The organism is Mycolicibacterium flavescens (assembly GCF_001722335.1).
Lineage (GTDB): Bacteria > Actinomycetota > Actinomycetes > Mycobacteriales > Mycobacteriaceae > Mycobacterium > Mycobacterium flavescens.
This window is the reverse complement of record NZ_MIHA01000014.1, coordinates 1-26,438: the sequence shown is the minus strand read 5'-3', so window position 1 is coordinate 26,438 and position 26,438 is coordinate 1. Positions and strand designations below refer to the sequence as shown.

The following is a 26,438-nucleotide window of genomic DNA, read 5'->3' as shown; positions in this document are numbered from 1 at the left end:
CGGTGCTGACAGAATCGGGCGGTGTCCCCTATCAACGGCGCGGTCTCGCACTGGTTCGCCGAAGAACCGCCGCCGCGCCCCGCGCTGCCCGGTGACCGTGACGCCGACGTATGCATCGTCGGCGCCGGCTACACCGGGCTGTGGACGGCCTACTACCTGAAGAAGGCCGACCCGTCGCTGCGGATCAGCGTGCTCGAAGCGCGCTTCGCCGGGTTCGGCGCGTCCGGCCGCAACGGCGAGCCCGCGGTGATCGCGTGGCAGCAGGCCCTCAACGACAGCGTCGACGAGGTGATCGCCGTCGCCGCCGCCGAAGGCATCGACGCGGGCATCGTCAAGGGCGGGACACTGCACGTGGCCCGCAACCGCGCCCAAGCCAGCCGGCTGTCCGTCGAAGTCGACGAGGAACTGGCATGGAAGGTCGACGGCATCACGCGGCTGTCCAAAGCCCAAGTGGCCGAACGTATCCAGCTCGACGGCGTGGTATCGGGCTACCACACTCCGCACTGCGCGCGCATCCAACCGGCCCGGCTGGCACGCGGACTGGCCGAGGCCGTACAACGGCTGGGCGTCGACATCTACGAACAGACACCGGCCGTCGCGATCGACACGGGCCGGGTGCGCACCCCGCACGGCGTGGTCCGCGCGCCGATAGTGCTGCGCGCGACGGAGGGTTTCACCGCGACGCTGCCCGGGCTGCGGCGCCGCTGGCTGCCGATGAACAGTTCGATGATCGTCACCGAACCGCTGCCGCCGCAGCGGTGGGCGGCGATCGGCTGGCAGGACCGTGCGACGCTCGGCGACACCGCGCACGGGTTCTTCTACGCCCAGCGCACCGTCGACGACCGGATCGCGATCGGTGGACGCAGCGTGCCGTACCGGTTCGGTTCGCGCATCGACCGCGACGGCCGGGTGCCGCCGCGCACCATCGGACACCTGAGCAGGGTGCTGCACTCCCTACTGCCGCAGATCCGCGACATCCCGATCGCACACGGATGGTGCGGCGTCCTCGCCGTGCCGCGCGACTGGCAGGCGACCGTGGCGTTCGACGCGCGCACCGGGTCCGGTTGGGCCGGCGGCTACGTCGGACACGGCGTCACGGCCACCAACCTGGCCGGCCGCACGCTGACCGATCTGGTGCTCGACCGGCGCAGCGCGCTGACCGACCTGCCGTGGGTGGGGCACCGGTCGCGCACCTGGGAGCCCGAACCGTTGCGCTGGCTGGGCGTGCGCGGGATGTACCTGGCCTACAAGGCGGCCGACTGGCACGAATCACGCGGGCGCACAACGACATCGCCGATCGCTGTGCTTGCCGACAAGATCGCCGGCCGACCTCACTGACCCGCTTCGGCGGCTTCCTTCAGGCGCTGCAGCGTCAACCGGATGTGCTCGGCGTTGGCGGCGTCACGGTCGCGCACCCCGGTGGCCCAGCCGGCGGGAACCTTGAACCAGCCCGGACGACGGTCCCAGGTGCTCTCGGTGACCCGGCAGGCCCCCTCACCGGTCGACTCGATGTCATACCGCCAGTGGGCGACCGGGATCACCGCGCTGCGCACGTCGAACGCGAAGACCCGGCCGGGCTCGGCGGCGGTGACGGTGCACCGCGTCGTCCACGTCCGTGAACCACTGCGGTTGTGGCCCTTGAAGACCGCGCCCGGTTCCGGGCGGTCGCCTTTCGACCACTCCATGGCGTGCGCCTCCTCGGCCAGCGACGCCATCGTCGGCAGATCGGTGATCATCCGGTACACCGTGGCGGCGTCGGCGTCGATGCTCACCTCGGCACGGGCGGACGGATTTCCGCGTTCGGTCATGCCGCGATAGTAACGTCGGTCAGAAAGGTGTCGGGGCGGCATTGCGCATCCGCTCGGCCCTGATCCGTGCGGCGAACTCAGCGGCGCGCGTGCGTTTTCGCTTCGGCATCTTCGCCATGCGATCAGGCCGCGGCGGCGAAACCAGCGGTGGGGGCGGGAGATCGGCGGTGGTCGTGTCCCAGTCGAAGAACACCATGCTGCCGGGACGGGTGGTGTAGGTGTGGCCGCTCGGTGAGGTCCAGATGACGGTGCCGTCCGGCAACTGAACGTCGCGCCACCCGTCAGGTCCCCCACGGAAAGTCTTCATCAGGTGGTTCTTGCGGCACAGACATTTGAGGTTCGACGGGTGCGTCGGCCCCAGCGGCCAGGGGATGGTGTGGTCGATGTCGCAGAGTTCAGCGGGCACGTCGCATCCCGGTGCGCGGCAATACATATCGCGCACCCGCACGAACAACGCCAGCGCCGCAGACGGGTGGTAGCCCGGTTCGGCGTCACTCCCTGGCTTCGCGACGGGACGGACCTTCGCGCCGCCGCGGATCAGCGAGGGTAAAAGGGACGGCGGCAGGGCTCCGCGGCCCAACAGCACCGCCGTACCCCTGCGCTCGGAAGCGACCCGCGGCTTGTCGGCGGGTTCGACAGCGTCACCGGCAGCATCGATTGCGCTCTGGTCGGCCACCACGTGCACGACGACATTCGACGTCTTCGGGCCGGCGGCGTCGCAGGTCGGCGATCCGCATGCGCAGCCCAACCGGTCTTGACCGGCGGCCAACGCGCCGAGCGCATCTGCCCGCCGCTCAGCCAGACTGCGCGGATCGTCGTCGCAGACGCCGTTGGCCATCTCGTCGAGCCGACGTTTGAGGACCGCGGCGTCAGTGGCCAACAACTTGCCCCACACCGATGTCGTGGCCGTCGGGTCGTCGACGTCACCGACATTGAAATCTCGGGTGCGCGTGGCCGTTTCGGTGTTCCGCACCGCGAGCGGATCGAACCGTAGGACCAGGGCGTCGATCGCCGATTCGAGGCGCTGCTCGGAGAGCGGCCCCAACCGAGACGCCCGTTGCGCGAGTACCGCGTCGATGAGCGCCAACGCGTCAGCGTCCTCGATCAGCTGCGTGCGCCACGTGATCGTCGAGACGATCCGCGCGCTGATTCCGCCCCGCTCGAACAACGCCGCCACCTGGGGGAGCCGCTCACGTAATGCCTGCGCGATCCGCATCTGCCCGGAGGCGCGCCGGTGACCGACCGTCATCGCCGCAGCCACCTCGGCCGCGACGCTGTCCCACGGATCGAACGCGCACCGATCGTGTCCGTCTTCGTCGGGATCGCGGACCTTGCGCCGAACGAATTCCGCAGTGGCGGCGAGCCGTCGCGCGGCGGCCTGCGCCTCCGCGCGGGTGCTTTCCGCGATCGCGGCGACGAGAGCGGCGTCGTCAACATCCGCGAACTGCGAGCCGAACATACGTTCGATACTAGATGGAGCGTGTGACAAGTCGGAATTCTCGCGCCACCTCGTGCGTTGGCGGTTTCATGAGCGACCGCCCAGTACTCGAACCCACCGCCGAGCATCCGATCACCGTGGAAGCGACGGGCTCGCGCGTCACTGTCCGGTTCGACGGCGTGGTCATCGCCGAGACCGACCGCGCGTTGACGCTGCAGGAAGCCGCGTATCCGGCGGTCCAGTACATCCCGCTCGATGACGTCGACGCCGAGCGCCTGCGGCCCAGCGACACCCATACGTACTGCCCCTTCAAGGGGGAGGCGGACTACTACCACGTCGTGGACTCGTCGGGCCGCACCGTCGAGGACGTGATCTGGACCTACCCGCAGCCGTACCCGGCCGTCGAGCAGATCGCCGGTCACGTCGCGTTCTACCCGGATAAGGCGGACGTCGCCGTCGCCGGGCCATGACCCGGCATAACCTTGGCCGGTGTCCATCTCGGTCAGCGTCCGCTTCGCCGGGCCGGTCAGCCCCGCGCTGACGCTGGCGCCGCTGCGGCGCGGCCGCAAGGATCCCTGCTTCTACGACGCGCCCGACGGCGCCATCTGGCGGACCAGCCTGATGCGCAGCGGTCCGGTCACCGCGCGGCTCACCCGCCCGGCCGTCGACACCGTCGACTGTGAGGCGTGGGGCGCCGGGGCGAGGGAATTCGTCGAGCGCGTGCCCGCGCTGCTCGGGGCGTTCGACGACGGCACCGGATTCGACCCGGCCGAGCCGACGATCGCGGCCGCGCACCGCCGGGTGCCGCATCTGCGCCTCGGCCGCACCGACCGTGTCCTGGAGGCGCTCGTCCCCGCGGTGCTCGAACAGCGCGTGTACGGCAAGGACGCCCGACGGGCGTGGCGCCTGCTCGTCACGCGGTTCGGGGCGCCGGCGCCCGGCCCGGCACCCCAACACATGCGGGTGCCCCCACCCGGGGACGTGTGGACCCGCATCCCGTCCTGGGAGTTCCACCGCGCCAACGTCGACCCCGGCCGGGCCCGCACCATCGTCGGCTGTGCGCAGCGCGCGGACTCGCTGGAACGGCTCGGCTCCCGTTCACCCGCCCGCGCGCGCACCGCGATGATGTCGCTGCCCGGGGTGGGGGAGTGGACGGCCGCCGAGACCGCCCAGCGCGCGTTCGGCGACCCCGATGCGCTCTCGGTCGGCGACTACCACCTGGCCAAGATGGTGGGCTGGAGCCTGCTCGGCCATCCGATCGACGATCCGGCGATGGTCGAGTTGCTCGCGCCGCTGCGCCCGCACCGCCACCGCGCCGTGCGGCTCCTGGAGACCAGCGGGCTGGCGGTGCTGCCGCGGTTCGGTCCGCGGATGGCGATCCCGAACCTCGTCGACCTGTGACGTCGCCGGCGTCGGTGATTATCGCGCCCCGGCAGCGGGTAGTCGGATGGGCGACACCGTTTGCGTGCGAAGGAGTTTTTGATGCCTCAATCTGAATACACCGTTCCCGGTATGACCGACAAGGACGCGGCCACGGTGGCCGAGCTGTTGCAGAAGCAGCTGAGCCGATACAACGATCTGCACCTGACCCTCAAGCACATTCACTGGAATGTGGTGGGACCGAACTTCATCGGCGTCCACGAGATGATCGACCCACAGGTCGAGCTGGTCCGTGGATACGCCGACGAGGTCGCCGAGCGCATCGCGACGCTGGGCTTCTCACCGAAGGGCACGCCCGGCGCGATCATCAGCGACCGGACCTGGGACGACTACTCGCTGGACCGTGACACCGTGCAGGCGCACCTCGCCGCGCTCGATCTGGTGTACGACGGGATCATCGAGGACACCCGCAACAACATCGAAGAGGCCGAGGACGCCGACCCGGTGACCGAGGACATGCTGATCGGTCATTCGGCCGAACTCGAGAAGTTCCAGTGGTTCGTGCGAGCGCATCTGGAGAACGCGGGCGGCCAGTTGGCCAACAAGGGCGCCTCCACCGAGAAGGGCGCCGCCAGCCAGGCCAAGAAGAAGTCGTCGGACAAGTAGCCGACGCACACAGCCGAAAACAGTGGGGGCCGGGACATTACGTCCCGGCCCCTGCTGTTGCTATCGGCTAGTCGTCGGCGCCGTCGCTGCCGTCGTTGTTGCCGCTGCCGTCGCCGCCGGCACCGCCGCTACCGTTCGGTGAGCCGCCGTCGCCGCCGTCGCCGCCCTGCCCGAGGCCGACGCCGGAGACACCGTCACCGCCGTCGCCGCCGTCACCGCCGCTGCTGAGCAGGCCGCCCGCGTTGCCGCCGTCGCCGCCCGTTCCACCACCGGCCGATGCCAGACCGCCGGTCGCGTCGCCGGCGTCGCCGCCCGCACCGCCGCCACCGAGCAGGCCACCGCCCTGGCCGCCTTCGCCGCCGTCGCCGCCTTCGGTGTCGATGTCCGGGTCTGCGGTGCCGATACCCGCGGCGGAGTCGCCGCCCTCACCGCCGACGCCGCCGCCACCGATCACTCCGGCGTCGCCGCCCTCGCCGCCGTCGCCGCCGTCAGACGTTCCGGTGCCGACCGCGCCCGCGCCGCCTTCGCCGCCGGTGCCGCCGCTGCTGATCACCCCGTTGCTGTCGCCGCCGTCGCCGCCGTCGCCGCCGGTGCCCGTGCCGTTGCCGGCCGTGCCGGAGCCGCCCTCACCACCGGTTCCGCCGTCGCCGAGCACGACACCACCGCCGCCGCCCTCGCCGCCTTCACCGCCGGTACCGTTGCCGACGCCGGTGGCGCCGCCGATCGGGATGACCTCGCCGTCGCCGCCTTCGCCGCCGGTTCCGCCGCCGCCGACAAGACCACCTTCGCCGCCGTCGCCGCCCGCGCCGCCGGTCGCGTCGCCGATGATCGTGGCCCCGTCACCGCCGGTGCCGCCCGTACCGCCGGCACCGATGATGCCGCCGCCGCCGCCGTCACCACCCGCGCCGCCGGTCGCGTCGCCGACGAAGGTGCCCGCCCCGCCGCCCGCACCGCCCGCGCCGCCGTCACCGAGGACGATGCCGCCGTGGCCGCCGTCGCCACCCGCGGTGCCGGTCACATCGCCCACTCCGGCGACGGGCGGCGTGTAGCCGGCGCCGCCCGCGCCGCCGGTGCCGATCAGGCCCGCGCTACCGCCGTCGCCGCCGGTCTGCGTGCCGTCCGCGGCCGCACCGCCGGCGCCGCCATTGCCGAGCAGCAGGCCGCCGTTGCCGCCGGTCTGGCCGGCCGCGCCGGTGGCGCCGCTGCCGATCAGCAGGCCGCCGTTCTCACCGGGCTCATCGCCGTTGCTGATCAGCGCGTGCACCAGGCCGCCGAGCAGCGCGCTGAGCGGGTCCGACGGCGGAGGTGCCGCCGCGACCGTCGTGGTCGTGGCGGGCTTGGGAGGCGTGAACAGCAGGCCGAACAGCACGAGCTCCACGTCGTGCTCCTGCTGCTGCACCACCAGGGGGTTCGGCTTGGCAACGGTCGCCGGGGGGTCGACGAGGTAGGCCGCGGCGCTGGCCGCGGCCAACGCGCCCATGGCCAGGGTCGCCGTTGCGACTGACTTCTGCTTGGCAATCTTCATTGCCGGGTCCTTTCGTGGAAGAGACCGCAGTGGACTCTTAGCTGACCAACGATACACAGGGTGTAACCACAATTTTTAGCACACAACAAGAGCCATGAATAGCTAATTCTGGCAAACAAATTCAATTGACTGACGGGTTAAATAATTACCGCAATGACATGGGCTTTCGATGCGCAGACCGGCAACATCGCCAGATCGGCGCCGCCAGTTTGCAAACATTTTTGGACAGATTCAGCAATCATTAAGGCCATCACGTGCGAAATTCACCGTAGCGGGCCCAAGTCACGCCCGAACGGAGCTTGAATGCGCAATGAGCAAACTGTCCAGCGAGCGTAAAAATCAGCCGGGGCGGCTGATGTGCCCGGGGTCAGCGGTAGGCGGTCAGGCGCGCGATGATCGCGGTCGCACCACCGGGGCCGATCGCCTGCGCCTCGCCGACGCCCGAGCCGCGTCCGACCCGCACGGGCGTTCCGACGTAGCGGGACTCGGCGCCACTGTGGAACGGCCGCAGGAAGTTGATCCGCAGCGACGCCGTGCGCAGCGGTTCGTCGTCGCGTCCGGCGTTGATCGCGGCCGAAGCCACCATTTCGAGGGCCATCGCCGACACGCCGCCGTGCACGATGCCGATCAAGTTGTTGAGAACCGGATCAGCGTCTTGTACGAGTGCCCGTGCGCTGCCGCCGCTTTCGGCGACCCGCACCCGCATCCGGTCTGCGAGTGTCCCCGGCGGCATGGGGCCGGTGGGGCCTTCGCTGAACGACTCGAGGTCGCCCGGCGTGCGGATGTAGAACGAACGCACGGTCGCGGTGCCCAGCACGGTGTCACGATGCGCGAGCTCGCAGAGCGCCAGCGCGACATCAATCTTCGTGCCGAACGGCCGGCCCGTGGCGATCACGGGTTGGTCGGGAGCCTCGGCGATGATCGCGGCTGCATCGGGGTCGACCTCGAGGGACAGTTCGCTCGACACCGTCCACTCATCGCCGTCGCGCCGGCGGTGGTTGACCAACCCGCAGGCGTGATCGACCAGCATCGCCAGCGGAGCGATCGTCGGGGCACCGGTCAGTGCGTTCACCATGCCGCCGGCCGGGATGGACGCCACGCATTCGGCGGGGCCGTCCACGGACGTCTCGATCCCGAACCGGCCCAGCGGTGTGTTCAGCGGATGTGGCATCGCGATACAGCGTGACCGACAGCCGTCGACAAGATACCCCCAGGGGGTATACGATCCCGACATGTCGGAACACGCAGCGATGACCCACGCCGAGCACGACGCCGGTCACGGCGAGCACGGGCATGGCGAGCACAGTCACGGCGAGCATGTCGCCCAGTTCCGCCGCCTGTTCTGGATCATGGCTGTGCTCGCCGTCCCCACGGTGTCGGCCTCGGGCATGTTCGCGTCGATCCTCGGCTACTCGCTGCCGACGGGCGTGACGTGGGTGTCGCCGGTGCTGGGCACCGTGATGTACGTCTGGGGAGGACGCCCGTTCCTATTCGGCGCGGTCGACGAAATCCGTTCGCGCGCACCGGGAATGATGCTGCTGATCGGTCTGGCGATCACGGTGGCGTTCGTCTCGTCGTGGGGCGCGAGTATCGGTGTGCTGCAGCATCAGCTGGAGTTCTGGTGGGAGCTGGCGCTGCTGATCGTGATCATGCTGCTCGGCCACTGGATCGAGATGCGCTCGCTGGCGCAGACCAGTTCGGCGCTCGACTCGCTGGCGGCGTTGCTGCCCGACGAAGCGGAACGGATCGTCGGGGACCACACCCAGACCGTCGCGCCTTCCGAGCTCAGGACCGGCGACACAGTGCTGGTGCGGCCCGGGGCCAGCGTGCCGGCCGACGGTGAGGTGGTCGACGGTTCCGCCGATGTCGACGAGTCGATGGTCACCGGCGAGTCCACACCGGTGCGCCGCAGCGTCGGCGATCACGTCGTCGCCGGAACCGTCGCCACCGACTCGGCGCTGCGGGTGACCGTCACCGCCACCGGAGACGACACCACTCTCGCCGGGATCCGCCGGCTGGTCGCCGAGGCGCAGAACTCGTCGTCGCGGGCGCAGCGGTTGGCCGACCGCGCGGCGGGGTGGCTGTTCTGGTTCGCGCTGACGGCGGCGATCCTCACCGCGGCGGTGTGGGCGTCCATCGGCCAGCCGTCCGAAGCGGTCATCCGGACCATCACGGTGTTGGTGATCGCGTGCCCGCACGCGCTGGGGCTGGCGATCCCGCTGGTGGTGTCGATCGCCACCGAGCGCGCCGCGCGGGCCGGGGTGCTGGTCAAGGACCGGCTCGCGCTGGAGAACATGCGCACCGTCCAGACCGTGCTGTTCGACAAGACCGGCACGCTGACGGAGGGCCGCCCGGCGGTCACCGGCGCGGTGGCCCGCGGTGGACGCTCCGAGGACGCGCTGTTGCGCCTGGCCGCGGCCGCCGAGGCCGACTCCGAACATCCGCTGGCCCGCGCGATCGTCGCGCACGCCCGCGAGCGCGGGTTGGAGGTGCCGGCTGCGACCGACTTCAGCTCCTCGCCTGCCGTCGGCGTCACCGCGCGCGTGGACGGTGCCACCGTGCGGGTCGGCGGGCCGCGGCTGCTGGCCGAACGTGGTCTGAGCGCACTCGCGGAGACCGCGCCGTGGCGCGACGAGGGCGCGACGGTGCTGCACGTCGTCGTCGACGACGAGGTGGCCGGCGCGCTGAAACTCGCCGACGAGATCCGTCCCGAGTCGCGCCAGGCGGTGGCGGCGCTGCACGACCTCGGTATCGAGACCGTGCTGATCACCGGCGACGCCGAATCGGTGGCGGACGCGGTGGCCTCCGAACTCGGCATCGACCGGGTGTTCGCTCAGGTGCGGCCCGAGGACAAGGCGGCGAAGCTGACCGAACTCGCGCGCGAGGGCCGCAAGGTCGCGATGGTCGGCGACGGTGTCAACGACGCCCCGGCGATCGCGGCGGCCGCCGCCGAGGGCGGTGTGGGTATCGCGATCGGTGCCGGCACCGATGTGGCGATCGCCTCGGCGGGGGTGATCCTGGCCGGGTCCGATCCGCGCTCGGTGCTCTCGGTCGTGCTGCTGTCACGGCAGGCCTATCGCAAGATGCGTCAAAACCTCTGGTGGGCAGCGGGATACAACCTCGTGTCGGTACCGCTGGCGGCCGGTGTGCTGGCCCCGATCGGGTTCGTGATGCCGATGTCGGTGGGCGCGATCTTGATGAGCGCGTCGACGGTGGTGGTGGCGCTCAATGCGCAACTGTTGCGTCGTCTGGATCTGAGCCCCGACGCCGTGCTGAGGACGCTTTCTTAAGAAGTTGGCTAGGCTTTATGCAAACCTCCAGCGAGACATTTGCGCAGTTCTTACGCCATGCGCTTAGAGTCCAGCAAACCTGCTTCCGGTGGCCGCGCTCGGTGTGACGAACGCCGCATCCACCCGACCCATTCGGGCTGCCGGTCAAATATCAATGCCAGCAACGCTTTTCATCGCTGACGAGCGCATGCGGCGATCGGGCCCGATCCAGCCGCTACGAGCCTAGTTAGGTATGACTAAGTTGGCATGTCACCCAATGTTTGTCATATCGTTTTCTTCACTTGAGGCAAGTGGGTTCAGGCCGGCGTTCGATGCTGCACGAAGGTACTCCACAGCCCGGACCGGCGAATTGCCGTTTGTCAGCGGCTGCCAGGCAGAAGCTTCGTATAGGTAGGTGGGAATGGCGCCCAGGATGCAGGGGCTTTACAACCCCGCGTTCGAGCATGACGCATGCGGTGTGGCGATGGTGGCCGATATGCACGGCCGTCGCAGCCGCGACATTGTGGACAAGGCCATCACCGCGCTGGTCAACCTCGAGCACCGCGGTGCGCAGGGAGCCGAGCCGAACACCGGCGACGGCGCCGGCATCATGCTCCAGGTTCCTGACGAGTTCCTGCGCGCGGTCGTCGACTTCGAGCTGCCCGAGCCGGGCAGCTACGCCACCGGCATCGCGTTCCTGCCGCAGTCGTCCAAGGACGCGGCGATGGCCTGCGAGTCCGTCGAGAAGATCGCCGAGGCCGAGGGCCTGCAGGTCCTCGGCTGGCGCGACGTACCGATCGACGACTCGGCGCTGGGAGCGCTGGCCCGCGACGCGATGCCGACGTTCCGGCAGCTGTTCCTGGCCGGCGCGTCGGGCATGGACCTGGAGCGTCGCGCGTACGTCGTGCGCAAGCGTGCCGAACACGAACTGGGCACCAAGGGGCCGGGCCAGGACGGCCCGGGTCGCGAAACCGTTTACTTCCCAAGCCTTTCCGGTCAGACCTTTGTCTACAAGGGCATGCTGACCACACCTCAGCTCAAGGCGTTCTACCTCGACCTGCAGGACGACCGGCTCACCAGCGCGCTGGGCATCGTGCACTCGCGCTTCTCCACCAACACGTTCCCGTCCTGGCCGCTGGCCCACCCGTTCCGGCGCATCGCCCACAACGGCGAGATCAACACCGTCACCGGCAACGAGAACTGGATGCGGGCCCGCGAGGCCCTGATCAGGACCGACGTGTTCGGCCCCGATCAGGATCTGGACAAGATCACCCCGGTCTGCACGCCGGGGGCGTCGGACACCGCGCGCTTCGACGAGGTCCTCGAACTACTGCACCTGGGCGGGCGCAGCCTGCCGCACGCGGTGCTGATGATGATCCCGGAAGCCTGGGAGCGCAACGAGTCGATGGACCCGGCCCGCCGGGCGTTCTACAAGTACCACGCGTCGCTGATGGAGCCGTGGGACGGCCCGGCGTCGATGACGTTCACCGACGGCACCGTGATCGGCGCCGTGCTCGACCGCAACGGGCTTCGGCCGTCACGCATCTGGGTGACCGAGGACGGTCTGGTGGTGATGGCGTCGGAGGCCGGCGTGCTCGACCTCGACCCGTCGACCGTCGTCAAGCGGATGCGTCTGCAGCCCGGCCGGATGTTCCTGGTCGACACGTCGGCGGGCCGGATCGTCGACGACGAGGAGATCAAGGCCGAACTCGCCGCCGAGCAGCCGTACCAGGAGTGGCTCGACGCCGGGCTGTTCAACCTCGACGAACTGCCGCCCGGGGACTACGTGCGGATGCCGCATCACCGAGTTGTGTTGCGCCAGCAGATCTTCGGATACACCTACGAGGAGCTCAACCTGCTGGTCGCGCCGATGGCGCGCACCGGCGCCGAGCCGCTTGGCTCGATGGGCACCGACACCCCGGTGGCGGTGCTGTCGCAGCGTCCGCGGATGCTCTACGACTACTTCCAGCAGTTGTTCGCCCAGGTGACCAACCCGCCGCTGGACGCCATCCGCGAAGAGGTGGTGACCAGCCTGCAGGGCACCGTCGGACCCGAGGGTGACCTGCTCAACCCGAACGCCGAATCGTGCCGCCAGATCGTGCTTCCGCAGCCGATCCTGCGCAACGCCGAACTGTCCAAGCTGATCTGCGTCGACCCCGACCACGAGATCCGCGGCCACAAGCACGGCATGCGCGCGGCGGTGATCCGCTGCCTGTATCCGGTCAACCGCGGCGGGCAGGGACTCAAGGAAGCGCTGGACAACGTCCGCGCCAAGGTGTCGACCGCGATCCGCGAGGGCGCGCGCATCATCGTGCTCTCCGACCGCGAGTCCAACGAGCAGATGGCGCCGATCCCGTCGCTGCTGTCGGTGTCGGCGGTGCACCACCACCTGGTCCGCGAACGCACCCGCACCAAGGTCGGGCTCGTCGTCGAGACCGGCGACGCCCGCGAAGTGCACCACATGGCGATGCTGTGCGGCTTCGGCGCCGCGGCGATCAACCCTTACATGGCGTTCGAGTCGATCGAGGACATGGTCGAGCGCGGCGTGATCTCCGGGATCTCCAGCGACCAGGCCAAAGCCAACTACGTCAAGGCCGCCGGCAAAGGTGTGCTGAAGGTGATGTCGAAGATGGGCATCTCGACGCTGGCGTCCTACACCGGGGCCCAGCTGTTCCAGGCCATCGGCATCAGCCAGCAGCTGCTCGACGAGTACTTCACCGGATTGACCTGTCCCGTAGGCGGAATCGACCTCAACGACATCGCCGACGACGTGGCCGCCCGCCATTCGCTGGCGTACCTGGACCGGCCCGACGAGTGGGCGCACCGCGAACTCGAGGTCGGCGGCGAGTACCAGTGGCGCCGCGAGGGCGAGTACCACCTGTTCAACCCGGACACGGTGTTCAAGCTGCAGCACTCCACACGCACCGGCCAGTACGACATCTTCAAGGAGTACACCAAGCTGGTCGACGACCAGAGCGAGCGGATGGCCTCGCTGCGCGGGCTGCTGAAGTTCCGCGACGGGGCCCGCCCGCCGGTGCCCCTGGAGGAAGTGGAGCCGGCCAGCGAGATCGTCAAGCGGTTCTCCACCGGCGCAATGAGTTACGGCTCGATCTCGGCCGAAGCTCACGAGACGCTGGCTATCGCGATGAACCGCCTCGGAGGCCGGTCGAACTCCGGTGAGGGCGGCGAGGCGGTGTCCCGCTTCGACCGCGACGAGAACGGCGACTGGCGACGCAGCGCGATCAAGCAGGTCGCCTCGGGCCGATTCGGCGTGACCAGCCACTACCTGAGCAACTGCACCGACATCCAGATCAAGATGGCCCAGGGGGCGAAACCCGGTGAGGGCGGTCAGCTTCCGGGCGGCAAGGTGTACCCGTGGGTGGCCGAGGTGCGGCACTCGACGCCGGGCGTCGGCCTGATCTCCCCGCCGCCGCACCACGACATCTACTCGATCGAGGATCTCGCGCAGCTGATCCACGACCTGAAGAACGCCAACCCGCAGGCCCGTGTGCACGTCAAGCTGGTCTCCGAGAACGGCGTCGGCACGGTGGCCGCCGGTGTGTCCAAGGCGCACGCGGACGTCGTGCTGATCTCCGGCCACGACGGCGGCACCGGCGCGACCCCGCTGACGTCAATGAAGCACGCCGGCGCGCCGTGGGAGCTCGGTCTGGCCGAAACCCAGCAGACGTTGCTGCTCAACGGTCTTCGCGACCGCATCGTGGTCCAGGTCGACGGCCAGCTCAAGACCGGCCGCGACGTCGTCGTCGCCGCACTGCTGGGCGCCGAGGAGTTCGGCTTCGCCACCGCACCGCTGGTGGTGTCGGGCTGCATCATGATGCGCGTCTGCCACCTCGACACCTGCCCGGTCGGGGTGGCCACCCAGAACCCCGTGCTGCGGCAGCGGTTCACCGGCAAGCCGGAATTCGTCGAGAACTTCTTCATGTTCATCGCCGAAGAGGTGCGGGAACTGATGGCACAGCTGGGCTTCCGCACCGTCAACGAGATGGTCGGCCAGGTCGGCGCGCTGGACACCACCCAGGCCGCCGAACACTGGAAGGCGCACAAGCTCGACCTCGCGCCGGTGCTGCACGAGCCGGAATCGGCGTTCATGAACCAGGACCTGTACTGCAGCTCGCGGCAGGACCACGGCCTGGACAAGGCGCTCGACCAGCAGCTGATCGTGATGTGCCGCGAGGCGCTGGACTCGCAGACCCCGGTGCGCTTCTCGACGACGATCGCCAACGTCAACCGCACCGTCGGCACGATGCTCGGCCACGAGGTCACCAAAGCCTATGGCGGCCAGGGCCTTCCGGACGGCACGATCGACATCACGTTCGACGGCTCGGCCGGCAACAGCTTCGGAGCCTTCGTACCCAAGGGCGTCACGCTGCGGGTCTACGGCGACGCCAACGACTATGTCGGCAAGGGCCTCTCGGGTGGGCGGATCGTGGTCCGCCCGTCGGACGACGTGCCCGAGAATTACGTCGCCGAGGACAACATCATCGCCGGCAACGTGATCCTCTTCGGCGCCACCAGCGGTCAGGCGTTCATCCGCGGTCAGGTCGGGGAGCGGTTCGCGGTGCGCAACTCCGGCGCGCACGCGGTGGTCGAAGGCGTCGGCGATCACGGCTGCGAGTACATGACCGGCGGCAAGATCGCGATCCTCGGACCGACCGGCCGTAACTTCGCGGCCGGGATGTCGGGCGGCATCGCCTACGTCTACGACCCCGACGGTGCGCTACCGGGCAATCTCAACGGCGAGATGGTCGAACTCGAAGGCCTCGACGACGAGGACCTCGAATGGTTGTCGGGCATGCTCCAAGCGCACGTCGACGCCACGGATTCCGCTGTCGGAGCACGGATCCTGACTGACTGGGACAACAACGTGAAGCACTTCACCAAGGTGATGCCCCGCGACTACAAGCGGGTACTCGAGGCGATCGCCGACGCCGAACAGCGCGGCGCCGACGTCGACGAGGCGATCATGGCGGCGGCCAGTGGCTGATCCCCGCGGTTTCCTCAAGCACACTCAGCGCGAGACACCGCAGCGGCGCCCCGTCCCGCTGCGGCTGCGCGACTGGAAAGAGGTCTACGAAGACTTCTCCCACGACACGCTGCGCGAGCAGGCCAGCCGCTGCATGGACTGCGGGATCCCGTTCTGCCACAACGGGTGCCCGCTGGGCAACCTGATCCCCGAGTGGAACGACCTGGTACGCACCGACCGCTGGCGCGACGCGATCGAGCGGTTGCACGCCACCAACAACTTCCCCGAGTTCACCGGCCGACTGTGCCCGGCGCCGTGCGAGGGGTCGTGTGTGCTGGGCATCAACCAGGATCCGGTCACGATCAAACAGGTCGAGGTCGAGATCATCGACAAGGCCTTCGACGAGGGCTGGGTCACGCCGCACCCGCCGGAGGTCAAAACCGGCAAGAAGGTCGCCGTCATCGGCTCCGGACCGGCCGGGCTGGCCGCCGCGCAGCAGTTGACCCGCGCGGGACACACGGTCACCGTGTTCGAGCGCGACGACCGCATCGGCGGCCTGCTGCGCTACGGCATCCCCGAGTTCAAGATGGAAAAGCGCCACATCGACCGTCGCCTCGAGCAGATGGCGGCCGAAGGCACCGAGTTCCGCACCTCGGTCAACGTCGGCGTCGACATCACCGCGCAGGAGCTGCGCAAGGAGTTCGACGCGGTGGTGCTGGCCGGCGGTGCCACGGCCCGTCGCGACCTGCCGATCCCGGGCCGCGATCTCGACGGCATCCACCAGGCGATGGAGTACCTGCCGTGGGCCAACCGCCTGCAGCTCGGCGACCCCGTCGGCGACGAGAACGGCCTGCCGCCCATCCACGCCAAAGGCAAGAAGGTCATCATCATCGGTGGCGGTGACACCGGCGCCGACTGCCTGGGCACCGCGCACCGGCAGGGCTGCGAGAGCGTGCACCAGTTCGAGATCATGCCGCGGCCGCCCGAGACCCGCGCCGACTCCACCCCGTGGCCGGTCTACCCGCTGATGTTCCGGGTGTCCTCGGCGCACGAAGAGGGCGGCGAGCGCGTCTACTCGGTCAACACCGAGGAGTTCATCGGCCGCGACGGACACGTCACCGGGCTACGCGGCCACGAGGTCAAGATGGTCGCGGGCAAGTTCGAGAAGGTCGACGGCACCGAGTTCGAGATGGACGCCGACCTGGTGCTGCTGGCCATGGGCTTCACCGGCCCGGAGCGCGAGGGGTTGCTCAGCGACCTGCGCGTCGAGATCAACGAGCGCGGCAACGTCACACGCGACGCGAACTTCGCGACGTCGGTGCCCGGCGTGTTCGTGGCGGGCGACATGGGTCGCGGACAGTCGCTGATCGTGTGGGCGATCGCCGAAGGACGGGCCGCGGCCGCGGGCGTCGACCGCTACCTGATGGGACACTCGGCGCTGCCCGCCCCGATCAAGCCGACCGCGGTTCCGCAGCGCTGACGGTTCGGCAGCCCTGAATACCGCCGCGACACGCGGCGCAATGGGCGGCTTTTCGGTGCCCGCGCGGGACAGTAGTGGCGATGATCGGCCGCTACCGAACCGCCGGTCCCGTCGTGGACCTCAACCGGCGCAACTTCCTGGTTGCGCTGTCGGTAGCAACGCTGGGCGCGGTCGGCCTGAGCCGGTGCGGCGCCGACGGATCTCCTGCGGTGACCGGGGTCGCCGCCGAGGTCCCGAAGCCGTCAGCCGGATTACTGCCGCCACCGCCGGGCTCGGCGCGGGTGGCGCTGCCCGGCGGCGTGTTGAGCCGGCTGCCCGGGGACGGGGACCTGTTGGCGCTGACGGTCGATGATGGGGTGAACAGCGAGGTGGTCCGCGGGTACACCCAGTTCGCGAAGGACACCGGGGCGCGGCTGACGTTCTTCGTCAACGGGATCTACCGGTCCTGGACCGACCACGTCGACCTGCTGCGGCCGCTGGTCGACAGCGGTCAGATCCAACTGGCGAACCACACCTGGTCACATCCGAACCTGACCAAGCTGCCGCTCACGGACGTTGCCGAGGAATTCCGTCGCAACCACGAATTCCTTTGGAAGACATACGGAGTCGACGTCAGGCCATACTTCCGGCCGCCGTACGGCGCGCACACCGCGCACGTCGAGAAGGTGGCCGGTGAGTTGGGCTACACGGTGAACACCCTGTGGTCGGGCACGCTGGAGGACCACGTCTGGATCCCGGCGCCGGAGGTGGTCGCCATGGCGGACCGGTACTTCACGGCGCAGACCATCGTCATCGGCCACCTCAACCATGACCCCGTCACGCAGGTGTACGGGCAGTTGGTCGACATCATCCGGGCTCGACGACTACGGACCGTCACGCTGGATGACGTGTTTCTGCGACCGTGACGGGCAGGGATTGAGTCACATCTGTCACTCCAGAAACATCTGATGATTTCTCGGCGCGCCTACCACAGTTTGCCAACGCACGGGTGTCTAATGACTTCCTGAGGGTGCTGAGGTAGGGTGAGCCCTTGGTCAGCAATCGGTATCGACGCAGGAGTCAGTTCCGTGTACCACAACCCGCTATCAAGGTCACGGGTGAGTCGAATCGCCTGGTCACTATTGCGACATCCCCTGAAGAGCCGCGAATTCCCGGCCAAGGCCGAGCGCCTGATCACCGCGGACGAACTCCGTCTGTACGGCGTCTAGCGAACAGAAGCTTCAGCAGGGCCGGCCAGCGACGCCGTGTAACCGCGCCTTTGCCGAATCGTTATATTTTCGTGACCGTCAGAACAGTTTGCTAGCCACGTAGCCCCGAGGCGGCGATTTCGTCGGCCAGCGGCTGGAGGACGGCCGGATCGTACGGCGGCGGAAGGTAGATGATCGCCAGGTCGAGACCCTCCTTGCCGAGTGCCCCGGCTTCCTCGACGACCTTGGCGTAGTTGCGCTCGGCGTCGAGGCGGACATGCGCCGACAGCATGATCTCCGTGGGGTCGCGGCCGATGTCGGCGCAGTGCGACGCGAGCACGTCACGCTTGTGGGCGAATTCCTCGGGGGTCCCGCCGACGAAGTTCCAGTGGTCGGTGTACTTCGCGGTGATCCTCAGCGTGCGCTTCTCACCGCTGCCGCCGATGCAGATCGGGGGATGCGGCTGCTGCGGACCCTTGGGCTCGTTGCGGGCGTCCTTGAGTTGGTAGTACCTGCCGTCGAACGTCGTCGTCTCCTGGCTCAGTAAACCGGTGAGCACCTCGCAGGCCTCCTCGAACCGGTCGAAGCGTTCCTTGACGGTGCCGAGTTCGATGCCGTACGCGTCGGACTCCTCCTCGTTCCAGCCCGCACCGATGCCGAGTTCGAGCCGACCGCCGGAGACGATGTCCAGCGCCGAGGCCATGTTCGCGAGAACCGCGGGATGGCGGTAGTGGATGCCGGTGACGAGTACACCGACCCGCAACCGCTTGGTGGCCTGCGCCAGCGCGGTCAGCGTGATCCAGCCCTCCAGACACGGGCCGGTCGGATCGGAGAAGATCGGGTAGAAGTGGTCGAAGGTCCACCCGGATTCGAAGACTTCGATGTCGTCAGCCGCCTGCCACACCGCGAGCATGTCCGACCAGGTGGTGTTCTGCGGTGACGTCTTGAACGCGAATCTCATTGTGTCCACGTTAGACCCGCCATCCTGGTAGCCGCCTGTGATTATCGCGGGCCTCAAGCTTGTCCCGCGGGTGGCCAGTTATGTGGCGCGTCCGAGCGGATTCCGCGCGGCAAGTGGCCACTCGGCGCCCGAACCCCCAGACGCCTACTCCGCTTCGCCGTACTCGTCGAACCAGTGCGCGAGCTTGCCGCGACGACTGACCGCGCGCAGCCGGCGTTCGGCGATGGCCCTGGTCGCCGAGGTCGTGACGATCAGGAGTTCGTCGCCGATCGCGATGCGGGTGTCGGGCTGCGGGACGAACGTGCGCCCGTTACGGATGATCAACGTGATCACGCTCGGGTCGGGCAGCCGCAACTCCAGCACGGTGACGTTGTGCAACCGCGACGGCGCCTGCACCGTCATCGTCAGCAGTTCGGCATCGAGCACGTCCAGCGGCGCCGACTCCACCTGGATCTCCCGTGTGGCCTCCTTCGGGATCAACCCCAGCCGGTGCGCGAGCGGACGCAGACTCGGCCCCTGCACCAGCGTGAATACCACGACGAGGATGAACACGATGTTGAGCAGGTACACGCTGTCCGGCACACCGCCGACGATCGGGAACGTCGCCAACACGATCGGCACCGCGCCGCGCAGCCCGGCCCACGACACGAAGACCTGTTCGCGCCACGGGATCCGGAACGGGATCAGCGACACCGCGACCGACAGCGGCCTGGCCACGAGCAGCAGCACCAGCCCGGTGACGATGCCCGGAACGATCGCCGCGCCCAGATCGCTGGGGTCGACGAGCAGACCCAGCAGCACGAACAGACCGATCTGCGCGAGCCAGCCCAACCCCTCGGCGAACGACCGAATCGCCGAGCGGTGCGGCAGCCCGGAGTTGGCGAGCACCACCGCGGCCAGATACGCGGCGAGGAACCCGCTGGCGTGCGCGCTGCCGCCGGCCGCGAACGCCACCATGCCCAGCCCAAACGTGGCCAGCGGGTACAGCCCCGAGGCGGGAAGGGCGATGCGGCGCAACGCGAGCGCGCCGAGGTACCCGATGCCCAGGCCCACCGCCGCGCCGACCACCAACTCGTAGACCAGTTCGACAAGCGCGTGTACCGGGGACAACTCCAGAGGGGTCACGCTGAACATCAGCACCAGGATCACCGCGGGCGCGTCGTTGAACCCGGATTCGGCTTCGAGCAGACCGGCCACCCGGCGCGGCAGCGGCACCACCCGCAGCACCGAGAACACCGCCGCGGCGTCGGTGACCGAGACGACGGCCCCGAGCAGCAGCGCCAATTGCCAGTCGAGCCCGATCAGCAGATGGGCGCCGACGGCGGTCACCAGCATGCTGACCCCGACCCCGACCGTCGCGAGCATCCCCGCGGGCGCGAGCAGCCGCCGGATGTCGGAGAACCGGGTGGTCAGGCCGCCCTCGATCAGGATGACCGCCAGCGCGACGGTGCCGAGGTGGTCGGCGAGCAGGTAGTTGTCGAAGCTCAGCCCCAACCCGTCCTCGCCGACGATGACGCCGACCCCGAGGAACAGCAGCAGGCTGGGCAGGCCGACGCGGCCGGCGGCCCGGGTGGCGACGATGCTGGCCAGCAGCACCACTCCCGCGAGCAGCAGTATCAGATACAGCTGCTCAAGGGTCATATTCTCGCCGTTCGGGACTGTGCGGTCGGTCTGACGTGCAGTAAACACCTACCACGCAGGCCGGACCGATGTTCTGACGTGGTCGCCGCGCGCAGGGCGGGCCGCATCGGTCAGTATGAAGTCGTGATCCGGCTCATCCGGCGGCGACCGCAGACCGCGCGCCCCGTCGACGAGCGCACGGTCATGCGGGTCGGCATCGCCGGGGCCGGTGCGGTCGGCCGGTCGGTCGCGCAGGAACTGCTCGGCTACGGCCACAAGGTGCTGCTGATCGAGCACAACACCCGCCACTACGAACCGAACAGCGTGCCCGGCGCCGAATGGCTGCTGGCCGACGCCTGCGAGTTGTCCGCGCTCGAAGAGTCCGGGTTGCAGATGTGCGACGTGGTGATCGCCGCCACCGGCGACGACAAGGTCAACCTGGCGGCGTCGCTGCTGGCCAAAACCGAGTTCGGCGTCTCCCGCGTGGTGGCCAGGGTCAACGACCTGCGCAACGAGTGGCTGTTCACCGAGGCGTGGGGCGTCGACGTCGCCGTGTCGGCGCCCAGCGCGATGGTCGCGGCGATCGAGGGCGCCATCGACATCGGGCACGTGGTGCGGCTGATGCAGCTGCGCCGCGGGCAGGTCAGCCTCGCGAAACTCACACTGCCCGAGGGGGATCGGCTGGTGGGGCGCCGGATGCGTGAGCTGCCGCTGCCGGACAACACGATGCTGGCGATCGTCATCCGCGACAGCGGGATCCTGCTGCCCACACCCGACGACGAGCTGCAGGCGGGCGACGAGATGCTGTTCCTGGTGGGCGGTTCCGGCACCGGCGAGGTTCGGGGGCTGGTGCAGGGGGCCCTCGATCCGCTGCCCGAGCGATGACTTCCCGCATCTGATCGAGTCGGTATGGGCATGATCGATCTGACTACAGCCTGCCAACGCACCGCCGATGTGCTGGTGCAGGTGACCGACGACCAGTTGACCGCGCCGACACCGTGCCAGGACCTGCGCCTTGACGCGTTGCTGGCACACATCGGCGGGCTCGCGCTGGCGTTCAACGCCGCCGCGCGCAAGGAGTTCGGCCCGCTGACCGACACCCCGCCCAGCTTCGACGCCCCGCTCGACGAGGACTGGCGCGTGCGCTATCCGGCGCGGCTCACCGAGTTGGCGCTGGCGTTCTCCCGCCCCGCCGCATGGCAGGGCATGACGCGGGCGGGCACGGTCGACTTCCCGGCCGAAGTCGCCGGGATGGTGGCGCTGACCGAGGTCGTCATCCACGGCTGGGATGTGGCGCGCGCGGCGGGCCTGCCGTATCAGGTCGACGCGGACACCGCCGCCGTCGTCCTGCCGCACGTCACCCAGATCGCCGCGGAGGGCCCGGTCGAGGGGCTGTTCGCGCGCGCCGTGCCGGTCGCCGACGACGCCCCGGCGCTGGACCGTCTCGTCGCGATGACCGGCCGCGACCCCGGGTGGTCACCCGGACGCTGACCGGACCGCGTGGCTGCGGGCGTGCGTGATCGCTTCGTCCAGCGAGTCGAGCAGGTGGTTTTCGTGCCGAAGTGATTCGAGCACACCGACATTGGTGAGCAGGTTCATGTGCTCGGGTTGGACGCCCTTGATGATGACGGTGATCCCGCGCGCCTCGAGTTCGGCGGCGATCTGGGCGAGCGTGTGCGCACCGGTGGCGTCGAGCATCCCCAGGCGTGACAACCGGATCACGACCACCGACGTCTGCGGGTGCCCGGTTTCGCTGATCGCGTTCGAGATCCGGTCGGCCACACCGAAGAACATCGCGCCGTCCAGTCGCAGGAGGGCGATCCGGTCGTCACCGGGCTGCGGCGGGCCGGGCAGCTCCTCGCGGACCACGCTGCTGCGGTTGGCGACGCCGCGCAGCGCGAAGAACGCGGCGACGAGGATGCCGATCACGACCGCGTCGACCAGGTCGAAGCACACGGTGATCACCGCGGTCAGCACGAAGGTCACCGCGTCAGAACGCGTCGAGCGCAGGATCGTTCGCGCCGTGCCCACCGAGATCATCCGGAACGAGGTGACCACCAGCACGCCCGCCAGCGCGGACAGCGGCACCGTCGAGACCGGGCCGGTGGCCAGGTAGACGACGGCCAGCAGCACCAGCGAGTGCACGATCGCCGCCATCCGGGTGCGCGCCCCGGACCGGATGTTGACCGCGGTGCGCGCGATCGCGCCCGTCGCCGGCATGCCGCCGAAGACCCCCGAAGCCACCGAGGCCAGGCCCTGGCCCACCAGTTCGCGGTCGGGGTCGTACGGTCCGGTCGGCGCCATGGTGGCCGCGACGCGCGCCGACAACAGAGACTCGATGGCCGCCAGCGCCGCGATCGCCAGCGCCGCGCCGACCAGCGTGCGCAGCGCCGCGACGTCGGCGTGCGGCAGCACCGGCGCCGGCAGCTGCGACGGCAACTCGCCGATGTCGGCGACGGGCAGGCTGAACACGGCGACGAGCACCGTGACCACGACGACGGCGGTCAGCGACTCGGGGATGCCGCGGTGCAGGCGGGGCAGCACCACCATCAGGACCGCGACGACCGCGACCACGCCCAGGGGGTAGATCGCCGCGGACCAGTCGGCGTGGCTGACCACGTGCCACGCCGCGACCAGGGTGCGGCTCCCGGCGGGAGCGTCCTGGCCGAAGGCCGCCGGGACCTGCTGAAGGCCGATGATCACCGCGATACCGAGCGTGAACCCCTCGATGACGGGCCAGGGGATGAACGTCACCGCGCGACCGAGGCCGGTGACGCCGGCGCCCAGCACGATCAGGCCGGCGAGCACGGTGACCAGCGCGATGCTGCCCAGCCCGTGCTGGGCGACGACGGGCGCCAGGATCACCGCCATCGCGCCGGTCGGCCCGGACACCTGGACGTGCGAGCCGCCGAAGACCGCGGCGACCAGGCCGGCGACCACCGCGGTGATCAGGCCGGCCGCGGCGCCCACACCCGAGCTGATGCCGAACGCCAGTGCCAGCGGCAGCGCCACCACGCCGACGGTGATCCCGGCCAGGATGTCCTGGCGCCAGGACCGGGGCAGCTCGGCGTAGTCACGGCGGCTGGGCAGCAGGCGCGCGGCGTGTTTGATCATTCGGGCCGTCCCAGCGGCGGCAGCGATTTGAGGGCCTCGTACTGATCCCGCTGCGACCCCAGGACGTCGGCGAGGAACGCCCGGGCGATGACCAGCAGCTCGGAGACCTTCGGATGCGCGAGCTCGTAGAGCACCGCGTTGCCGGTGCGCTCGGCGGTCACCACACGGTGGCGCTTGAGGACGGCGAGGTGCTGGGACAGCAGGGTCGGCTCGAGTTCGGTTTCGGCGAGGATCGTGCTGACCGGCGTCGGATGGGCGCTGGCGGAAAGGATTTCGAGGATCCGGATGCGGGCCGGGTGGGCGAGCGCCTTGAAGAGGTTGGCCTTGATCTCGTACAGCGGTCGTTCGGGGTTGTCGACAAATCGGTTCGGCATGGACTCAATTTCAGGACTTTACGGATTGAACAAATTCGCAATCCACTATACGTCGAGGTGAGCCGAGGTTCCAATCGCCGGGGTCAGAGGTCGAGGACGAGGTGGCTGCCGGGCTCAGCGCGCGAGACGCAGATGGTCATCACGGCACCGGAGCGACGTTGTTCGTCGTCGAGATACCAGTCGCGGTGCACGGGAGCGCCGCTGATGATCCGCGTCTCACAGCTGCCGCAGATACCGTTGCGGCAGGAGTTCGGCGCCTCGACACCGGCCGCCTCGATCGCCTCGAGCACCGAGACATCCTGTGCGACAGCGAGTTCACGCTGTGAGCGGTCCAGGTAGACGGTGAACTCCGGGATCCGCGGAGTAGCCGGTGGTGTCCCGTCGTCGCGGGCGACGAGCCGTCGTAGCCGGCCGAGTGCGCCCACCGCGCTCTACCCGGCCCGGTGCGGGCAACCGACACCGGTCTCTGCGGTGTGGTTGTGATGCGAGTACGACGTCTCGGTGACGCCCTTTTTCGCGGCGATGCGCTGGGTGTACCAGACGATCAGCCGCCAGAAGAGGTCCCCTTTGGCGAGTTGGCGTTCGGCGCGCCGGGCGGCCCCGGGAAGACGGTCGCCGAGCCGGCGGAACGTCACGTTGGCCGTCACCGCGCAGCGGGTGATGTTCTGAGACAACCGAATCGGCACGTCGCGCAGCGGTGTGTGCTCCAGCAGCGCGCGGACGGCGGGCTCGCCGCTGTAGTAACCGATGATCCCGAACACCGGCGCCGCGACGGCGGTCTTGAGGCGTCGGCCCAGTCCCGGTTCGCCGAGGTTCTCCGACGCGGTCGCGGTCATCGGCCCGGTCCACGGCGACGGGCCGCCTACGGTGCTGAACTGGTAGTGCAGTGCGTGCAGGGCCTCGTCGAGGCTCTCGGGGACCAGTTCCTCGGCCGCACCGAAGATGTAGCCGATGTACGCCCAGTACATCGTGACGTCGTAGAGGTCTTGACGGGTGTAGCGCCGCCCCAGCGCGTGGTCGAGAAGTACCGGGAACAAGCCGAACGACAGCGAGGCGCCCATGATCGAGGTGTTCGAGATCGGGTTGCCGTGGTGAGCGAAATGCTCTGTGCCCCAGGACCGGCGCAGGCCTGCCCGCACCTGGGCGTGCATCAGCCGGACCCGGATCGTGTCGTGGAACCGCGGCGAGGTACGCGAGACCGCGTCGGGTTCGGCCATGTTCGCGAACCACAGGTTGGTCTCGAGGTTTCGGGTGGCGAACTCCTCGACGTAGCGGCCGGTCGCACCCACCGCGCTGGAGACCTCCATCCCGACGAAGGTCGCCATGAAGTCGAGCACCGCCATGCACAACTTGCCGCTGAACGACGAGCGCGTCCACACCTGTCTGCCGCGCTCCCACTGGCGCGGGTCGTACCAGTCGGGCGGGTTGTCCAAGACTGCGAAGAGGTCGATGAGCGCCAGCGGGGCGTCTTCGACAGCGTCGATGCCGTTCTCCAGGGCGCGGTCCAGCATCGCCCGGCCCTGCTCCATGCCGATGCCTCGGAACGCCTCGACGACGGCGTCCATCAGCGCGTCGCCCTGCCAGAAGTGGTCGCCGAACAGGCGGTTCAGGCGGGTGTCGGCGGGCGTTTCGCGGGTGTCGAGCCATCCGGACAGCACCAGGTCGCAGGAGTGCTGCCACAGCCCGCCGGCGTCCTCGGTCCGCGGGGGAGCGGGCCGCAGCGGGGTGTCGGGCGTCCAGTAGTAGTCGTAGGGATGGGCCGACGTCGTAGCGCGAACCAGTTGGGCCATCGACAGGCTCCTTCGATCGGATGAGTCAATTAGTACCATAGTCGTCTCATCGATGCGGGATCACTACAGTTCCGGTCATGACCCGTCCCGGCGCGCCGATGAAAGATCTGCTGTCGGCCGCGGCGGGCCCGGACTTCCAGGCCCGCGCCTATGACGACGTCGACGTCCGGATCATGCAGGCCGGTCTCGAGATCCTGGCCGAACGCGGCACCCGCAGCGCGACGACGTCGCAGATCGCCGAGCGGGCGGGGGTCGGGCGGGCCACCCTGCATCGGCGGTTCGCGACCAAGGACGAACTGTTCCAGCACGCGTTGTCGCGCGAACTACGCACGATCCTCACCTCGTTCGGTGAGGTGCTGGCCACCCCGCTGGCGCCCGCCGAGCAGACCGCCGAGGCGTTCGCGCTGTGTATCCGGGCGCTGCGCCGCCCGCCGTTCCATCACGGCAGCGCCGCGCGCCGGGCCGAACTGGCGTCGGCGTTCACCGAGGGCGCACCCTCGCTGTTCGACCGCGGCCGCGACGTGGTGGCCGCCGCGATCGCCGCGCAGCAGGCGGCGGGGGTGCTGCCGCCCGGCGAGCCGCAGTGGCAGGCCGACGCGCTGATGCACGTCATCGTCGGCTACTACCTGCTGCCGGCGAGCGCGCTCGACCTCGACGACGAACAACAGGTTCTGCAGTTCGCCGAGCGGTTCATCAGCCCGATACTGCTGAGGCGCTAGGAGTCTGCTGAATTAGGGGTGTTTGGGGCGGGGTGCCTCGGAGCGCTCTGTGGCGCGTGGGTTTTAGTCAGACCCGCTGGGTCGACAGTACGAGGTCACCCCGCCGTGTTGAGCGTGGCACCT

General features: G+C 69.2%; 21 protein-coding genes. 11 read left to right on the top strand and 10 right to left on the bottom strand.

Annotated features, from left to right (window positions below; genetic code table 11):
• The first annotated feature begins 21 nt into the window (after positions 1-21).
• Positions 22-1,338 (top strand): NAD(P)/FAD-dependent oxidoreductase, encoded by a 1,317-nt coding sequence (locus BHQ18_RS18515; protein ID WP_069415114.1) that lies wholly within the window; start codon positions 22-24, stop codon positions 1,336-1,338.
• Here the strand turns inward: BHQ18_RS18515 and BHQ18_RS18510 are convergent.
• Both BHQ18_RS18510 and BHQ18_RS18505 read right to left on the bottom strand, forming a co-directional pair.
• Positions 1,332-1,808: an SRPBCC family protein gene (locus BHQ18_RS18510; RefSeq protein WP_069415113.1), complete on the bottom strand. Its 477-nt coding sequence runs from the start codon at positions 1,806-1,808 to the stop codon at positions 1,332-1,334. The two genes, BHQ18_RS18515 and BHQ18_RS18510, sit on opposite strands and share 7 nt — an antisense overlap.
• A gap of 19 nt (positions 1,809-1,827) precedes the next feature.
• Positions 1,828-3,267, bottom strand: a complete 1,440-nt coding sequence (locus BHQ18_RS18505) for an HNH endonuclease signature motif containing protein (protein ID WP_069415112.1) — start codon at positions 3,265-3,267, stop codon at positions 1,828-1,830.
• A 68-nt stretch (positions 3,268-3,335) separates the two neighbouring features.
• Here BHQ18_RS18505 and BHQ18_RS18500 point away from each other — a divergent pair, with 68 nt between their 5' ends.
• The 3 genes from BHQ18_RS18500 (at position 3,336) to BHQ18_RS18490 (ending at position 5,292) form a co-directional block, all read left to right on the top strand.
• A complete protein-coding gene (locus tag BHQ18_RS18500; RefSeq protein WP_069415111.1) occupies positions 3,336-3,716 on the top strand; it encodes a DUF427 domain-containing protein in 381 nt (126 codons plus the stop codon).
• 19 nt (positions 3,717-3,735) lie between these two features.
• Entirely contained in the window at positions 3,736-4,647 is a 912-nt protein-coding gene (locus BHQ18_RS18495) for a DNA-3-methyladenine glycosylase family protein (protein WP_069415110.1), read from the top strand.
• A gap of 81 nt (positions 4,648-4,728) precedes the next feature.
• Positions 4,729-5,292 carry a Dps family protein gene (locus BHQ18_RS18490; RefSeq protein ID WP_069415109.1) on the top strand — a complete coding sequence of 188 codons (564 nt, stop codon included), beginning with the start codon at positions 4,729-4,731 and terminating at the stop codon, positions 5,290-5,292.
• Positions 5,293-5,359: 67 nt separating this feature from the next.
• Here the strand turns inward: BHQ18_RS18490 and BHQ18_RS30785 are convergent, their stop codons facing one another.
• Complete coding sequence (locus BHQ18_RS30785) at positions 5,360-6,817, bottom strand: PGRS repeat-containing protein (RefSeq protein WP_165614574.1); 1,458 nt, start codon at positions 6,815-6,817, stop codon at positions 5,360-5,362.
• Between the two features lie 367 nt (positions 6,818-7,184).
• Positions 7,185-7,988 carry a PaaI family thioesterase gene (locus BHQ18_RS18480; protein WP_069415107.1) on the bottom strand — a complete coding sequence of 268 codons (804 nt, stop codon included), beginning with the start codon at positions 7,986-7,988 and terminating at the stop codon, positions 7,185-7,187.
• A gap of 61 nt (positions 7,989-8,049) precedes the next feature.
• Here BHQ18_RS18480 and BHQ18_RS18475 point away from each other — a divergent pair, with 61 nt between their 5' ends.
• From BHQ18_RS18475 to BHQ18_RS18460, 4 genes are all read left to right on the top strand, one after another.
• Positions 8,050-10,107 carry a heavy metal translocating P-type ATPase gene (locus BHQ18_RS18475; RefSeq protein WP_084294138.1) on the top strand — a complete coding sequence of 686 codons (2,058 nt, stop codon included), beginning with the start codon at positions 8,050-8,052 and terminating at the stop codon, positions 10,105-10,107.
• Positions 10,108-10,507: 400 nt separating this feature from the next.
• Positions 10,508-15,091 carry a glutamate synthase large subunit gene (gene gltB, locus BHQ18_RS18470; protein ID WP_069415106.1) on the top strand — a complete coding sequence of 1,528 codons (4,584 nt, stop codon included), beginning with the start codon at positions 10,508-10,510 and terminating at the stop codon, positions 15,089-15,091.
• Positions 15,084-16,550: a glutamate synthase subunit beta gene (locus BHQ18_RS18465; protein WP_069415105.1), complete on the top strand. Its 1,467-nt coding sequence runs from the start codon at positions 15,084-15,086 to the stop codon at positions 16,548-16,550. Before gltB ends, BHQ18_RS18465 begins: the two co-directional genes overlap by 8 nt.
• An 80-nt stretch (positions 16,551-16,630) precedes the next feature.
• Entirely contained in the window at positions 16,631-17,455 is an 825-nt protein-coding gene (locus tag BHQ18_RS18460; RefSeq protein ID WP_069415241.1) for a polysaccharide deacetylase family protein, read from the top strand.
• Between the two features lie 394 nt (positions 17,456-17,849).
• On the opposite strand, the gene BHQ18_RS18455 is transcribed toward BHQ18_RS18460, so the two are convergent.
• Positions 17,850-18,698, bottom strand: a complete 849-nt coding sequence (locus tag BHQ18_RS18455) for an LLM class F420-dependent oxidoreductase (RefSeq protein WP_069415104.1) — start codon at positions 18,696-18,698, stop codon at positions 17,850-17,852.
• 144 nt (positions 18,699-18,842) lie between these two features.
• A complete protein-coding gene (locus BHQ18_RS18450) occupies positions 18,843-20,339 on the bottom strand; it encodes a potassium/proton antiporter (protein ID WP_069415103.1) in 1,497 nt (498 codons plus the stop codon).
• Between the two features lie 183 nt (positions 20,340-20,522).
• Here BHQ18_RS18450 and BHQ18_RS18445 point away from each other — a divergent pair, with 183 nt between their 5' ends.
• A complete protein-coding gene (locus BHQ18_RS18445; RefSeq protein ID WP_069415240.1) occupies positions 20,523-21,203 on the top strand; it encodes a potassium channel family protein in 681 nt (226 codons plus the stop codon).
• A 30-nt stretch (positions 21,204-21,233) separates the two neighbouring features.
• Complete coding sequence (locus BHQ18_RS18440) at positions 21,234-21,809, top strand: TIGR03086 family metal-binding protein (RefSeq protein WP_069415239.1); 576 nt, start codon at positions 21,234-21,236, stop codon at positions 21,807-21,809.
• Here the strand turns inward: BHQ18_RS18440 and BHQ18_RS18435 are convergent.
• From BHQ18_RS18435 to BHQ18_RS18420, 4 genes are all read right to left on the bottom strand, one after another.
• On the bottom strand, positions 21,795-23,432 hold the full coding sequence (locus tag BHQ18_RS18435) for a SulP family inorganic anion transporter (protein ID WP_069415102.1): 1,638 nt from the start codon (positions 23,430-23,432) through the stop codon (positions 21,795-21,797). The two genes, BHQ18_RS18440 and BHQ18_RS18435, sit on opposite strands and share 15 nt — an antisense overlap.
• Positions 23,429-23,806: an ArsR/SmtB family transcription factor gene (locus BHQ18_RS18430; protein WP_069415101.1), complete on the bottom strand. Its 378-nt coding sequence runs from the start codon at positions 23,804-23,806 to the stop codon at positions 23,429-23,431. Before BHQ18_RS18430 ends, BHQ18_RS18435 begins: the two co-directional genes overlap by 4 nt.
• Before the next feature lie 83 nt (positions 23,807-23,889).
• Positions 23,890-24,231: a 2Fe-2S iron-sulfur cluster-binding protein gene (locus BHQ18_RS18425; RefSeq protein ID WP_069415100.1), complete on the bottom strand. Its 342-nt coding sequence runs from the start codon at positions 24,229-24,231 to the stop codon at positions 23,890-23,892.
• Between the two features lie 6 nt (positions 24,232-24,237).
• On the bottom strand, positions 24,238-25,596 hold the full coding sequence (locus BHQ18_RS18420; protein ID WP_069415099.1) for an oxygenase MpaB family protein: 1,359 nt from the start codon (positions 25,594-25,596) through the stop codon (positions 24,238-24,240).
• A gap of 77 nt (positions 25,597-25,673) precedes the next feature.
• Here BHQ18_RS18420 and BHQ18_RS18415 point away from each other — a divergent pair, with 77 nt between their 5' ends.
• Positions 25,674-26,315, top strand: a complete 642-nt coding sequence (locus BHQ18_RS18415; RefSeq protein ID WP_069415098.1) for a TetR/AcrR family transcriptional regulator — start codon at positions 25,674-25,676, stop codon at positions 26,313-26,315.
• Positions 26,316-26,438 lie beyond the last annotated feature (123 nt).